The sequence below is a fragment of the Cobetia sp. PDI-23MA genome, from assembly GCF_059507735.1.
This window is the reverse complement of sequence record NZ_CM183352.1, coordinates 286,130-300,864: the sequence shown is the minus strand read 5'-3', so window position 1 is coordinate 300,864 and position 14,735 is coordinate 286,130. Positions and strand designations below refer to the sequence as shown.

Genomic DNA, 14,735 nt, shown 5'->3' with positions numbered 1-14,735 from the left:
CATGCGTCAGCGGTCCGTATCGCAGGCACGCTGGAAGCTGACCATCAGATGTGTCATCCAGCGCTCGATATCGTCCATGTCGGGCGGACTTTCACCGCTGTCGAAGAAGGCCTCGGGCAGACCGCCTGCAGCCTCGCTGGCGTCACGCTCCCCGATTCGCACAGCCCACAACGGCAGCTCACGTGGCATACGCTGGATCTCGGCGAACAGCGCCGCCACGTTCATGTCCGGCACATCGCCGAAGATGACCAGACACGGGCAGACATCTCGCACCAGGCGCAACGCCTGGGCCGCACTGCTGGCGATGATGATCTCCAGATTGGCGACGTGACTGCCGATCACCTCGAGGCGCAGACGGTCCTGCGCCCGCGTGCTGATCACCAGCCAGCGACAGGGTACCGGCAATCCCTTCTCCGCCGACCACGCCGCCTGGACGACGCGCTCATGGGCACTGACATCCGCCAGCGGCAACCAGACCCGGAAGCTGGCGCCCTCGCCCAGCTCGCCCCGTGCCGTGATGTCACCGCCCATGCGGCGGGCAAGCTCCCGCGACAGCGCCAGCCCGAGCCCGGTACCCTCGATCCCTGAGTCTTCACGCCCCAGACGCGAGAACGGCTGAAACAGCTGGACCGCCTGCGCGGAATCAAAGCCAAAGCCGCCATCGGTGATTTCCACCCAGCCCATCTCCACCCCGCTGGCATTGCGCTCCTGGCCGATAGCCAGACGGATCCAGCCCCCCTCGCGGTTGTACTTGATGGCGTTGCCCATCAGGTTACCGAGAATCTGATCCAGGCGACGCTGGTCGGCATTCAGCCACAATGACTCGCCTTCCAGTGCCAGCGATAGCGTCAGATTGGCACTCTCCAGGCGCGGCTGATATTGCCCCGCCAGCCGTATCAGCTTCTGGCCCACCGAGAGGGGTTGGCAATCCAGCGGCAGATCACCAGCCTCCAGACTCGACATCTGCAGCACGTCCTCGATCAGCGCCGACAGCTGTGCCGCCGCATGACTGGCCTCATCCACGTAGCGGCGCTGCTCGCGGGTCAGGTCGGCTTCCTCACAGAGCAGGTCCGTGAAGCCCATGATGGCATTGAGCGGGGTGCGAATCTCGTGACTGAAACTCGAGAAGAAACGCGACTTGGACTGACTGGCCTCGGTGGCACTGTCGCGGGCCGCCTCCAGCAGCTTGAGCGACTGCTTGTGACGCTGGATGTCCAGCGCAAGCCCGGTCGCGCGCTGTGGCCGGCCCTCATGATCACGCCGGGTGATCTGGCCGCGAATCTGCACCCAGACCCAGTGACCACGCGCATGCCGATAGCGCACGTCACGTGCCTCGGCCCAGCTCTCACCGTGCATGACTCGCCAGCGCGCCTCGAGCAGACCGACGAGGTCTTCCGGGTGCGTCATGGCATCAAGGTCCGCCAGGTGCATGCTGGCGCGGACCGGCAGCCCCAGCATCAGGAAGAAATTCTCGTGCAGGTAGAGATCGTCCTGTTCGAAGTCGTAGCGCCAGGTGGCATCGCCGGAGGCCGCCATCACCATCTCGACGTGCCGCGCCCCTTCGGCGCGCTCAAGCTCGATCTGATCGCGCCGCTGGGCCGCTTCGCGCAATGCCTCGCCGGCCTGGTCCAGCTCCTGCAGCTGGAAGCGCTCGCGGACTACGGGCTGGCCGCGACCGATGCGCAGTGCCATGTCGCTGAGGCGTGCCAGTGATTCGGACAGGGTGGCCGCCATGGTCTCGGCCCGCCAGCGCATCACCACCAGCAGGGCGAAGAAGAACAGAATCAGTCCCACCAGCATCACGTAGCCCAGCTGGTTGAAACGCTCATTCCAGATATCGATGCCGCTGTTGACCTGCTGCGCATCCACCACCGCCAGCAACCGCCAGTCGGTGCCCGGCACCGATTGCCAACCGACCAGCCGCTCACCTGCGAGCAAGGAAACGCTGCGCACGCCCTGCGCCTCATCCGAGATGCTGCGCAGCAGGTGCGCCATGGCCGGGGAGTTCTCGACATCATGCGCCGTATCGAGGAAGCGATCGTGCAGCAGCGGCATCGGCACCACTTCGGGATCGGGCTGGGGACCGAAATCCTGCTCGCCGACACGCGGCATGGCCATGACGACATCGCCACTCACCAGAATCAGATAGGCGCCCCAGGGCAGCTCGGCATTCTCGAGCCGCTCGACCAGAGAATCGAGGGTGACATCGATCCCGACCACGCCTTCGAGGAAGTCGCCGCGATGGACCGGCATCAGCGTCGAGACCAGCCACCCGCTGCCGACCGGGTCCTGGTAAGGCGGCGTGAGGACGGCGCCACGACTCGGGTTGTTGCGGTCATCCGCCAGGTAGTAGAAGCCGTAGCTGGTGAGGTCGACGCCGGGCGTGAAGATGTTGCGGATATCGGTCCACGGCAACATGCGGAAATAGCCATCGTAGCCGGAGAACCAGATCTGGCGCAGCTCGGGTTGCGTGGCGAGCATGTCCGACACCTGAGCGTCCATTGCCGAGAGACGCACCACCTTGTCGTGGTCCTGCAGATAGCTGGGCACCAGCGAGGAGTAGTAGGAGCCGGCGCCACCATCATTCTTGGCGACGTACAGGGTGCCGTCGCCCGCGCTCATGTGGCGCTTCAGCTCCTGCTCGCGCTGGCGGGCCGTCACGGGGGTATCCATGTGACGCAGAGCACTGCGCGCCAGCTGGCGGACATCGCTGCGCCAGTCATCCGCCAGCAGGCTGATATGCTCTGCCTCGTAATGGGTCAGCTGCTCGAGCTGGGTATTCACCCGCTCACTGCGCGTGGAGTCCTGCTGCCCGGAGACCAGCCAGTGCAGCACCAGATAGCAGCCCAGCAGCGCCACCTCGAGCACCAGCAATGGCACCAGCGCATGACGCAGCAGTTCATGCCAGACCCAACGACGAGTCGGACGAGGGGCACCGTCCGTGGGGCGAGGCTTGGGCATTGCGGCTCCGCGAGCGTGAGAAAATGGGAAGTGTGCGAGGCGGCAAGCCTCGGCCTGATGAGATCGCAACAGGATACGGCATCAGTGCGTGGATGTTGCCTGCTTTATGAAAGCTGCGTCTGCCGGACGCCACGAGAGCCTGCCCGCCAAGACCGAATGACGCCCGACATCAGCGGCGCTATAATCGAGCCCATTTTCTGCCTGCGCTGACCGCTCCTTGAGCCGGCGCGGGACGCCCCGCCCAACCGGATCAATGCAGACCCATGGACAAGACCTACCAACCGAACGCCATCGAGACGCGCTGGTACGAGCGCTGGGAATCCGACAACCGCTTTGCGCCATCAGGCCAGGGCGAGAGCTTCTCATTGGTCATCCCGCCGCCCAACGTTACCGGCTCCCTGCACATGGGCCATGCCTTCCAGGATTCCATCATGGACACCCTGGTCCGCTGGCGCCGCATGCAGGGTCGCAACACCCTGTGGCAGGTAGGCACCGACCACGCCGGTATCGCCACCCAGATGCTGGTCGAGCGCAAGGTCGCCGCCGAAGAAGGCAAGACCCGCCATGATCTCGGCCGCGAAGCCTTCACCGACAAGATCTGGGAGTGGAAGGAAGAGTCCGGCGGCAACATCACCCGCCAGCTGCGTCGCATGGGCACCAGCATCGACTGGAGCCGCGAACGCTTCACCATGGATGACGGCTTCTACAAGGCGGTGCAGGAAGTCTTCGTGCGTCTGCACAAGGAAGACCTGATCTACCGTGGCAAGCGTCTGGTCAACTGGGACCCGACCCTGCACACCGCGATTTCCGATCTCGAGGTCGAGAACCGCGAGCAGCAAGGCAGCTTCTGGCACTTCCGCTACCCGCTGGCCGATGGCGTCAAGACCGCCGATGGCAAGGACTACGTCATCGTCGCCACCACACGCCCGGAAACCCTGCTGGGTGACACCGGCGTGGCCGTCAATCCCAAGGATGAGCGCTACGCGAGCCTGGTCGGCAAGTTCATCGAACTGCCGCTGGTCGGCCGCCGCATCCCCATCGTCGCCGATGAACACGCCGACATGGAAAAGGGCTCCGGTTGCGTCAAGATCACCCCGGCCCACGACTTCAATGACTACGAAGTCGGCAAGCGTCAGGGCCATCTGCTGATCAACGTGATGAGCCAGGATGCCACCATCCTGGAGCGCGCCGAGATCTATGACCTCCAGGGCCGTCCGCAGCCCCTGGAAGACGCCAGCCTGCCGGGGGCCTACGCCGGTCTGGATCGCTTCGTCGCCCGCGAGAAGCTGGTCGCCGACATGGACGCGCTGGGCCTGCTGGAGCAGGTCGAGGCCGTCAACAATACCCTGCCGCACGGTGACCGCTCCGGCGATGTCATCGAGCCGCTGCTGACGGACCAGTGGTTCGTGGCCGTCGAGGAGCTGGCACGCCCGGCCATCGAAGCGGTCGAGAACGGCGACATCGAGTTCGTGCCCAAGAACTACGAGAACATGTACTTCGCGTGGATGCGTGACCTGCAGGACTGGTGCATCTCGCGCCAGCTGTGGTGGGGCCACCGCATTCCGGCCTGGTATGACAACGACGGCAACGTCTATGTCGGCCGCAATGAAGAAGAAGTCCGCGCCGAGAACCACCTGGGTGCCGACGTCGAACTGCGTCAGGACGAAGACGTCCTCGACACCTGGTTCAGCTCTGCGCTGTGGACCTTCGGCACCCTCGGCTGGCCGGCGGACACGGAGGAGCTCAAGACCTTCCACTCCACCGACGTGCTGGTCACCGGCTTCGACATCATCTTCTTCTGGGTGGCGCGGATGATCATGTTCACCCTGAAGTTCAAGGGTGAAGTGCCGTTCCGCAAGGTCTACGTGCATGGTCTGGTGCGCGACAGCCTCGGTCAGAAGATGTCCAAGTCCAAGGGCAACGTGCTCGACCCCATCGACCTGATCGACGGCATCGGCATCGAGGAGCTGGTCGAGAAGCGTACCGGCAACATGATGCAGCCCAAGAAGGCCAAGGCGATCGCCAAGGCCACCCGCAACGAATTCCCGGAGGGCATCGAGCCTCACGGCACCGATGCGCTGCGCTACACCCTGCTGTCACTCGCCTCCACCGGGCGTGACGTGAAGTTCGACATGGGCCGTCTCGATGGCTATCGCAACTTCTGCAACAAGCTGTGGAATGCGGCGCGCTACGTGCTGATGAATGCCGAAGACCAGGATTGCGGCGTCAACGACGAAGCCGTCGAGCTGTCGCTGGCCGATCGCTGGATCATCGCGCGCCTGCAGCAGACCGAGCAGCAGGTCACCCGCGCGCTGGAAGAGTTCCGCTTCGACCACGCCTCCCAGGCGCTCTACGAGTTCATCTGGAACGAGTACTGCGACTGGTATCTGGAGCTGTCCAAGCCGGTGCTGTGGGACGACAACGCCAGCATCGAAGCCAAGCGCGGCACACGTCGCACCCTGGTGCGCGCTCTCGAGACCATCCTGCGCCTGATCCACCCGATGATGCCGTTCATCTCCGAGGAGATCTGGCAACGTATCGCACCGCACGCCGGCAAGCCGGTGGAAGGCGAGAGCATCATGAGCCAGGCGTGGCCGCAGGCCGAAGCCGACCGGATCGATGAGCAGGCCATCCGCGATATCGAGTGGCTGAAAGGCATCATCATCGCCATCCGCAACGTGCGCGGCGAGCTCAACCTGTCCCCGGCCAAGCCGCTGGAAGTCTTCCTGCAGAACGGCGCAGCTGGCGATGCCGAGCGCCTGGAAGCCAACCGCCTGTTCCTCTCCAAGCTGGCACGTCTGGAAAGCATCACCTTCCTGGCGGCAGGCGACGAAGCCCCGATGTCCGCCATCCAGCGCGTCGGTGAGCTGGAAGTGCTGGTGCCGATGGCAGGCCTGATCGACAAGGAAGCCGAGCTCAAGCGCATCGACAAGGAGCACGAGAAGCAGCAGAAGGTCATCACCGGCCTCGAGAACAAGCTCGGCAACGAGAAGTTCGTCGGTCGTGCACCGGCCGATGTGGTCGAGAAGGAGCGCGCCAAGCTGGCCGATGCCCAGGCGGAACTTGCGCTGCTGGAAAGCCAGCGCGTCAAGATCGAAGCGCTGTAAGTCGCGCTCGCTCTGTACGCAAGCAAAAGCCCCCTGCACCGAACGGTGCAGGGGGCTTTCTCGTTTCTGGCAGTCCGCTAGCGGATCACCTCTACCAGCACATCGAACGCGTTACTCGGCGACGTCTTCCAACGGCAGGAAGGTGGCCAGCAGATAGCCAGTATCATCCATCACGCGCAGCCGAGCAGTCTCGCCACTGCCGACGACCTGATAGCTGGCCACCTCTTCCAGCATGCGGTTGAAAGCATTGGACTGCTCAGGATTGGGACACATCTTCATGGTCGAGGCCAGCGGACCGATATCCAGCGTCTGACGAGACTCATCCAGCACCACCGGCCCCATCAGGCGGTTGCAACCATTGCTGCCCACCAGGCGCAGGCGGTCATCCTCCTCGTCTGCCAGCTGCTCGGGGGTCGGGGCCTGCAACAGGAAATTGGGGGCCTCTTCGCTGGCATCCGTGGCAGAGAAACTCCATTGGGTGCCCACCAGGGCAGGAACAGCGGCACCCGAGGAGGCACTGCCCTGCGGAGGCTGCGTCATGGCCGCGCAGCCAGCCAGCAAGGAAATAGCGAACCCCACGGAGGTACAACGCGAGAGACGACGCACGGTAACGGACATGGATGACTCCTGTGGCGCCCGCCAGTGGCATTGCCGGCAACGGCAGTCACCCGGCAGGCGGAAAGAACGGTGGGTAAGGGACGGACATGACAGCAAGGGTAGCGATCATGCGCACGGCTGTCATGAACGACAAGCCTTCACGCCATACGTCTGAGTGTCACCTGTCAGGCTGCCGCCAGCTTGCCACCAGCGCGATGGACGCAACCATCTGTCCACCTCGCAAAATTTGAAAACAGTGTTTCCAAAGCGGAGCCTGCTCTAGAATTTCGACCAGATCGCCACTCAACGTCGCCTGTCTCGAGCCATCTGGCCACCAAGCCAGCGAGCTACCGGCCTGAGTGCGCCTATCCCGACATAAGCCCTGCAGAGCTGACACGACATGACTCCCGCCGCCCCCGACAGTCCTTCCATGCACGCCGCTGATACTGCGTCTTCACAGCGAACCAGTGGTTCGCAGCAGGCCCCGTACGTGCAACCCTCGCCCCCGCCTCGCCCGCGCAGGGCGCAGACAGGATTCAACCCGCGACGACTGGTGCTCCTGAATGCGCTGGGAGTGGCGCTGCTGGCGTGCTGGTGGATACCGGCGCTGGATTTCTGGCCCCCCCTCGACAGCGATGTCTTCTGGGGCTTCAACCAGTTCATCACACCGCTCAATCCACGCTGGGACGCGCTGCTCGGCATTCTGAACACGCGCGCCTTCGACGCCGTGGCCTTCGCCATGATGGGAGTATTGTTCTGCTGGGCGATGCTCAATGATCAACAGCCTGCCCGCTACCGCCGCTGGACCAGCATCGGCATCACCATGCTGCTGACGGCGGGCCTGCTCTCGCTGTTCGTGCTGCGCGCCATCAGCTATGGCCATGCCAGCCCGACGCGCGTCTTCAGCCACGCACAGCATCTCTCCGAGCTGGTGTCCTTCAAGACCAAGGATTCGGCGTCGAACAGCTTCCCGGGGGATCACGGCCTGATGCTGATGGTATTCGCGAGTTTCATGCTGGCCTTCGCACCGCACCGCATCGCGCTGTTCAGTCTGGCGTTCGTGGTACTCCTGAGCGCTCCGCGGATCATGGTCGGCGCTCACTGGTTCAGCGATGTCTATCTGGGCTCGCTCAGCATTGCACTGATCGCGTTGCCCTGGGTGCTGTGCACACCACTGGCGGCCACCGTTGCCCGTGGCATGGAGAACGCGCTGGCCCGATTGAAGCAGCGCTCCTGATCAAGAGCTGCACTCGTGAAATGGCAGGAGTAAAAGCGGAAACGAGCGCATGTCAGCCAACGAGGGGCTTCCGCGAGAAAGGGCTGGAGTCCTTGTGATGCTGCTTTTCCTGGCGGTCATCCTCCTTGTCGCGAGTGCCCTCCTCCATGGCCTCTGCCTTGCCAAGTCCGCCGCCGTCATTGCCGGGAGGTGGAGGGCTGACATCGGCCGTGGCAAAGCCTGTCATCTCATGTTCCCCACCGGCCACCACCTGATCACGCCCATTGTGCTTGGCGCGATACAGCCGCCTGTCGGCCAGCTGCATCAGCTCATCCAGCGAATCGACCTCATGACTGATGGCAACGCCGATGGAAACCGTGACCGGCACCGACTTGCCGGCGAAGACCGGAGGAGACTTGGCCAGCAGGGAGCGCATGCGTCCCGCCACGGAGATGGCCTCGCTACGCCCGATACGCGGCAGCAGCACCAGGAACTCCTCCCCCCCCGACACGCCCGGCGCGATCGCCCTGACGCAGTGTGGCCGTCAGCAGGCGGCCCAGATGGCGCAGCACTTCATCACCGACGGCATGACCATGCAGGTCATTGACGCGCTTGAAGTTGTCGGCATCCAGCATCAAGACCGCACAGGGCACTCCGTCACCCCACCAGTCCTCGGCGTGGCGGAATATCTGGCGGCGATTGAGCAATTCGGTCAACTCATCACGACTGGCATCCTTCAGATACTGGCGCTCGAAGTGTTCGGTAAGCGCCAGCATGCGCCACAGGAAGGTGACCATCATCAGGAAGACCGCGAACAGGTTGGCAGACTGCAGCATCCAGGTCGGCAAGAGGTCTCCCTCATACAGGACTGGCGAGACCATCAATGCCGAGACAGCTGCCATGAACAGCATCAGTGTCGTCACCACACGAATGCGCGGCGCCAGCGGTGCCAGATGAATCCCGGCCATCACGATGAAGAAATAGTACTCATAGCCCGCCGAGAGCCCGAAGCAGAAAACCGAGAGCCAGGCCATCAGCGTCAAGGCGCTCATCATCAGGGCCAGGCCCAGCGTCAGCTGATGCGCCCGATGCATCATCACGCCCAGCACGGACACGAGCGCCATGATGCCGCTGACGAATGCCAGCCGCGGCTCGTTGAAGAGAGTGAAGAAGGGAACCCACACCACGAAGAGGCCCATCAGCATCAGATAGACCCAAAGATAGGCATGGTAGAAACGACGATGCTCCACGGCGAGCAATCGTGGTTCATGACGTAGCCAGGCTCTTATGACTCTCGGCATCAGGCAGTCCTTGCCAGCTAGGCAGTGTCCGCGTGGCGGTCCCTCACGCGACTCAAGGAGGTGCAACATCGCGGCAGGCGGGCAGCAGGAAAAAGGAAGAAGGTATACCTGCCTGCCGCGATGACACTCCACTAAGGCCGAGCACGATATGTCACGCATCATGCTACGGGGCTTATGAGCTTCATTACATCATAAGCCCTGATGGGCGATGCACCAGTCGTAATTCGGCTATTGCGTTGCCTGGATGCGACGCTTACGCGCACGTCAATATGCGACCTTGCTTACCAGCTGCCAGTATTGCTCATGGAGGCCCAGGGTTCCTGCGGCTCAAGGGCGTCACCGGCCTGCAGCAGCTCCAGCGAAATCCCATCCGGGCTTTTCACGAACGCCATGTGGCCGTCACGCGGCGGGCGGTTGATGGTCACGCCGTTGTCCATCAGATGCTGACAGGTAGCGTAGATATCCTCGACGCGATAGGCCAGATGGCCGAAGTTGCGCCCACCTTCATATTCCTCCGGGTCCCAGTTATGGGTCAGCTCCAGCATCGGCGCCTTCATCTCACGGGCGCGTTCGGCATCCTGCGGGGCTGCCAGGAAGATCAGCGTGAAGCGGCCCTTCTCGGAATCCTTGCGCGAGATCTCGACCATGCCGAGCAGGTCACGGAAGAAATGCAGTGAAGCGTCGACATCACGGATACGCAGCATGGTGTGCAGATATTGCATGGATCACTCTCTTGAACGGTGGCTGAGGCAGCACTGAGGATGGAAAAGGCGTGGCCGAGCGCAGCTGGCTCGGCGCACGGGATATTCTAGACACGCGACTGCCGCGCGACGAGTCTCCTCGCGGCACGGCAGTGTGGCGATGCATGCACCCTGCGGCTGGCATCTCGCGCCATCAGGCGATGCGTGAACTGCGCTCCAGGCGTACGGGCACCGCCTTGGAGGATGGCGTGCCGGTATCAGCGCCGTGACTTTCCAACGCGACCAGCACGTTGGTTTCCGGATAGTAGGCCCCGATGCAACCGGCCGGGATGTCGTACTCGACCAGACGGAACTGCGGCGCACGTCGCTCGCTGCCGTCCGGACGCGGCTCGCCGAGCATGTCGACCCAATCACCGTCGGCCAGCCCCAGCCGCGCCAGGTCTTCACCATTGATGAAGATCACCCGCCGCTGACCCGACACGCCACGATAGCGGTCGTTGTAGCCATAGACGGTGGTGTTGTACTGATCGTGACTGCGCATGGTCTGCAGCGTCAGCCAGCCGTCACGCCGCGCCAGCTGCTGATGCAGAACGGACTCCGGCAATGCGGCGGCCGAGAACTCGGCCTGACCACTGGCGGTGGCGAAGCGCAGTTCGCGTACCGGGTTGACGAGGTGGAAGCCACGCTTGTGAGCCAGACGCGCATTGAAGTCGGCGAAACCGGGGATGACCGCCGCGATCTCGTCACGGATCAGATCATAGTTCTCGCTCAGCGCCTCCCAGTCCACCGGGTCATTCACGCCGCGCGCAGGCAGTACGCTGGCAAGGGTCGCACGCGCGATCGCCGCGATGATGGCGGGCTCGGAGCGCAATGCCGGGCTGGCTGGCGCCTTGATGCCGGCGCTTGAATGCACCATCGACATCGAGTCCTCGACGCTGATGTGCTGGGAAGCCACCTGTGAGGAGCGATCGATCTCGCTGCGACCGAGACACGGCAGAATCAGCGCATCGGTCTGCTTGCCCATCACCAGATGACTGCGGTTGAGCTTGGTGCTGATCTGGACGTTGAGCTCGAGGTTGCGCATCGCGGCCTCGGTTCGCTCGCTGTCCGGCGTGGCACGCGTGAAGTTGCCGCCCAGCGCGATGAAGGTCTTCGCCTTGCCCTGCTCCAGCGCCGCCAGGCTCTCCACGGTGTTGTAGCCCGGCGCACGCGGCATGCTGACGCCGTAGCGCGCTTCCAGCGCATCGATCAGCCAAGTGGGCGCCTTCTCGTCGATGCCCATGGTGCGATCGCCCTGGACGTTGGAATGGCCACGCACCGGACAGGCCCCGGCACCGGGGCGGCCGAAGTGCCCGCCGAGCAACAGCAGATTGACGATCTCGCGCACACTCTCGACGGCATGCAGATGCTGGGTGATGCCCATTGCCCAAGTGCAGATGACGTTGCCGGCACCCGCGAAGATGGCGGCCGCCTCCTCGAGCTGAGCGCGCGTCAGGCCGGACTGGTCCTCGAGGGTTGCCCACTCGGTCGCCTCGACCAGCGCCTGCCAGGCCTCGACGCCATGGGTATGCGCCTCGATGAAGCTGGCGGCGCGCGTAAATTCGCCCCGCGCCTCCATCGCGAACAGCGCCTTGGCCATGCCACGCACCGCCGCCATGTCGCCGCCCATGCGCGGCTGGTAATAGCGATGGCTGATGGGCTGGCTGGAGAGGGTCATCATCTCCAGCGGCGACTGCGGGTCGGCAAAGCGCTCCAGCCCCCGCTCACGCAGCGGGTTGAAGCTGACGATGCGCGCGCCACGCCGTGAGGCACGCCGCAGATCGCCCAGCATGCGCGGGTGATTGGTGCCGGGGTTCTGACCGAACACGAAGATGGCATCGGCATGCTCGAAGTCCTCCAGCAGCACCGTGCCCTTGCCGACGCCGAGGCTCGTCTTCATGCCGACACCGCTGGCCTCGTGGCACATGTTGGAGCAGTCGGGGAAGTTGTTGGTGCCGAACAGACGCACGAACAGCTGATAGAGATAGGCCGCCTCGTTGCTGGCACGCCCCGAGGTGTAGAACAGCGCCTCATCCGGCGACGTCAGCGCGCTGAGGTGCTCGGCGACAAGCGCGAAGGCCGCGTCCCAGCTGATCGGCATATAGCGATCGCTGGCCGCGTCGTAGCGCATCGGTTCGGTCAGGCGGCCCTGATCCTCGAGCATGAAGTCGTCCCAGCCCAGCAGCTCCGTGACGGTATGCTGAGCGAAGAAGCGCGGTGTGACACGCTTGGCGGTCACTTCCCAGGCCACCGCCTTGGCACCGTTCTCGCAGAATTCGAAGGAGGAGCCGTGTTCCGGGTCCCCCCAGGCACAACCCGGGCAGTCGAAGCCCTTGTCCTGATTGGCCTTGAGCAGGGAGCGCACGCTCTTCCACGGCGCCCTGGAGTGACTGACATGCTGACCGACGCTCTTGAGCGCACCCCAGCCACCTGCCGGCCCGGAATAGGCGGCAATGCGCGGATGACGCGTCTGTTGCGCATCCTCACGGGGCAGGCTGGCAGACGCAGGCGTCTCGATCTCGGGGGCAGCAATGTCGGTCATGTCAGGATCCAGTGGCTAGAAGGAACAGGAGCTAGGATGAACGAGGGCGATCAGCGTGACCGCTGAGCAGTTCGAGTCGACGCCCGCGGTGGGCACAGATCAGATTGAGGTCGCAGGCGCGGGCGGTCTCGACGGCGAGGCGCGAGGGTACCGCGAGGGTGATCAGGGTCGAAATGCGCGCACGGATGGTCTTCTGCACCAGCTCCAGGCTGCAGCGGCTCGACACCAGCAACGCCTCGGGCCACACACCACTGTCGAGGCTCATGCCGATCACGCGGTCCAGCGCATTGTGGCGACCGATATCGGCGCCCTGCGAGATCAGACCGCCTTCGCTGTCCAGCCCCAGCGCCAGATGCATGCCGCGGCGCGTGGCGCGCTCCAGACGTTTCAGCCCGCGCATCAGTGCATCGGGCGCCAGCGCTGCCCGTGGCGGCAGACGCATGAGTCCCGCCATCAGCTCCGCTTCGTCCTGCACGCCACAGGCGCCGCAGCTCGAGACACTGCTCTCACGCCGCTGGTGACGCTCAGCCTTGCGCACCAGCGAGTCACTGACCTCGAGACGCACCGCCAGCCCATGGCGCAGCCGCGAGAGATGGATCGCCGAGACCTCGTCACGCCGCGTGATCCAGCCCGCGGTGAAGGCATGCCCCAGCGCCAGCGGCTCAAGGGCCTCTGGGCTGGCCAGCAAGGTGCCCATCGCAGTGTCATTGAGCGCCAGGCTCACCGGCAGCTCCGATGGGCCATCCAGCTCGCGCAGCGGCACCTCGCAGGCATCCGTGTAGCCTGCAGCGCCTGGCGCTTGTTGATAGAGCGAATCTTTCATTACGGCTCTCCGTGGCGCAGATGCGTGGCGAGAACGGTGCGCGCAACCCTCACCCGACCTCTGCGCAATATGGGAATATCCTACCGCCATGCCATGAGGGCGACCAATTGAGCCGAGCCGCCAATTGATAGACACCGACAATGAAGATGGCGTCCGGTCGATGCCGGGCAGGCGGGGCATCGCGGCGGGCGAGAAATTCGCGCGCGAGTCGCGTAAAATGCGTCGCCGCCCCTTGAGGGTGCGCCTGCTGTCGCGCTATCCCCCGTCCGCCGGCCGCTCTCATCTCTCGATCATCCTGCTCCGGATTTACGTTCCGGCCCGCATGAGGACCTTCGCATGACCGACACTCCCGACCTGACTGCCACGCCTGATCAGGCCAGCACCCCGCAGCTGACCAGCAGCACGACTGCCTCCGCCCGCCCCAGCCCGCTGGCGCCGCAGCATGTGGTCTGCGCACTTTACAAGTTCGTCACCCTCGAGGACTTCGAGGCGTTGCGCGACCCGCTGCTGACAGTGATGAACGAGCACGCCATCCGCGGCACCCTGCTGCTGGCCCGCGAAGGCATCAACGGTACCGTGTCCGGCTCACGCGCCGGCATCGATGCGCTGCTCGCCTGGCTGACATCGGACCCGCGCCTGGCCGAGCTCGACACCAAGCAGTCGCTGGCCGAACAGGCGCCCTTCCTGCGCGCCAAGGTCAAGCTCAAGCGCGAGATCGTCACCATGGGCGTCGAGGGCATCGACCCGCGTCACACCGTCGGGACCTATGTGGAGCCGAAGGACTGGAATGCGCTGATCTCCGATCCTGAAGTACTGCTGATCGACACGCGCAATGACTACGAAGTGGAAGTGGGGACCTTCGCCGGTGCCGTCAACCCGAACACCACTGCCTTCCGTGATTTCCCGGACTATGTCTCGCGTGAGCTGGACCCGACACAGCACCGCAAGGTGGCGATGTTCTGCACCGGCGGCATTCGCTGCGAGAAGTCCACGGCCTATCTCAAGGAGCAGGGCTTCGATGAGGTCTATCACCTCAAGGGCGGTATCCTGAAGTATCTGGAAGAGGTGCCCGAGGAAGAGACCCTGTGGCAGGGCGAGTGCTTCGTGTTCGATGAGCGCGTCACCGTCGACCACCAGCTGCGTCCCGGCCAGTACGATCAGTGCCATGCCTGCCGCCTGCCGATCACCGAGGAAGACAAGCAGAGCGAGCGCTACCAGAAAGGCGTCAGCTGCCCACGTTGCTACGACAAGCTGAGCGACGCCCAGAAGGCGCGCTTCGCCGAACGCGAGAACCAGATTCGCCTCGCCAGAGAACGTGGCGAAGCCCATCTGGGCATGGACGCCGTCGCCCAGATGCAGGCACGCCGGGATGCCAAGCAGCAGCAGCGTGAAGCCGCCCGCCGTGCCGCGCTGAAGGCCAGCGAGAAGCCCAGCAAGAAGCGCTGATA

The 14,735-nt window shown here is 64.1% G+C and carries 10 protein-coding genes; 3 read left to right on the top strand and 7 right to left on the bottom strand.

Translation table 11 applies throughout. The features are described 5' to 3' along the window. Nucleotides 1-6: 6 nt before the first annotated feature. On the bottom strand, nt 7-2,961 hold the full coding sequence (locus tag AC5WNJ_RS01360; RefSeq protein WP_253062883.1) for an ATP-binding protein: 2,955 nt from the start codon (nt 2,959-2,961) through the stop codon (nt 7-9). 263 nt (nt 2,962-3,224) lie between these two features. On the opposite strand from AC5WNJ_RS01360, the gene AC5WNJ_RS01355 reads away from it, so the two are divergent. Then, nucleotides 3,225-6,068, top strand: coding sequence for a valine--tRNA ligase (locus AC5WNJ_RS01355; RefSeq protein ID WP_253062881.1), 2,844 nt, complete (start codon nt 3,225-3,227; stop codon nt 6,066-6,068). Between the two features lie 111 nt (nt 6,069-6,179). On the opposite strand, the gene AC5WNJ_RS01350 is transcribed toward AC5WNJ_RS01355, so the two are convergent. Then, complete coding sequence (locus AC5WNJ_RS01350) at nt 6,180-6,686, bottom strand: META domain-containing protein (RefSeq protein ID WP_253062879.1); 507 nt, start codon at nt 6,684-6,686, stop codon at nt 6,180-6,182. Nucleotides 6,687-7,218: 532 nt separating this feature from the next. Here AC5WNJ_RS01350 and AC5WNJ_RS01345 point away from each other — a divergent pair. After that, nucleotides 7,219-7,902, top strand: coding sequence for a phosphatase PAP2 family protein (locus tag AC5WNJ_RS01345; RefSeq protein ID WP_253062877.1), 684 nt, complete (start codon nt 7,219-7,221; stop codon nt 7,900-7,902). A gap of 52 nt (nt 7,903-7,954) precedes the next feature. On the opposite strand, the gene AC5WNJ_RS01340 is transcribed toward AC5WNJ_RS01345, so the two are convergent. The 5 genes from AC5WNJ_RS01340 to AC5WNJ_RS01320 form a co-directional block, all read right to left on the bottom strand. After that, nucleotides 7,955-8,368 (bottom strand): GGDEF domain-containing protein, encoded by a 414-nt coding sequence (locus tag AC5WNJ_RS01340; RefSeq protein WP_495930345.1) that lies wholly within the window; start codon nt 8,366-8,368, stop codon nt 7,955-7,957. Next, on the bottom strand, nt 8,343-9,131 hold the full coding sequence (locus AC5WNJ_RS01335; RefSeq protein WP_253062873.1) for a GGDEF domain-containing protein: 789 nt from the start codon (nt 9,129-9,131) through the stop codon (nt 8,343-8,345). Before AC5WNJ_RS01335 ends, AC5WNJ_RS01340 begins: the two co-directional genes overlap by 26 nt. 332 nt (nt 9,132-9,463) lie before the next feature. Continuing rightward, a complete protein-coding gene (locus AC5WNJ_RS01330; protein WP_176676014.1) occupies nt 9,464-9,904 on the bottom strand; it encodes a VOC family protein in 441 nt (146 codons plus the stop codon). 172 nt (nt 9,905-10,076) lie between these two features. After that, complete coding sequence (locus AC5WNJ_RS01325) at nt 10,077-12,464, bottom strand: FdhF/YdeP family oxidoreductase (RefSeq protein ID WP_253062871.1); 2,388 nt, start codon at nt 12,462-12,464, stop codon at nt 10,077-10,079. 31 nt (nt 12,465-12,495) lie between these two features. After that, the gene (locus tag AC5WNJ_RS01320; protein ID WP_253062869.1) at nt 12,496-13,287 is read right to left on the bottom strand and encodes a formate dehydrogenase accessory sulfurtransferase FdhD; all 792 of its coding nucleotides are present in this window, start codon (nt 13,285-13,287) and stop codon (nt 12,496-12,498) included. A 336-nt stretch (nt 13,288-13,623) separates the two neighbouring features. Between AC5WNJ_RS01320 and trhO the strand changes: the two genes are divergently transcribed. Next, complete coding sequence (gene trhO, locus AC5WNJ_RS01315; RefSeq protein WP_253062867.1) at nt 13,624-14,733, top strand: oxygen-dependent tRNA uridine(34) hydroxylase TrhO; 1,110 nt, start codon at nt 13,624-13,626, stop codon at nt 14,731-14,733. Nucleotides 14,734-14,735: the final 2 nt, after the last annotated feature.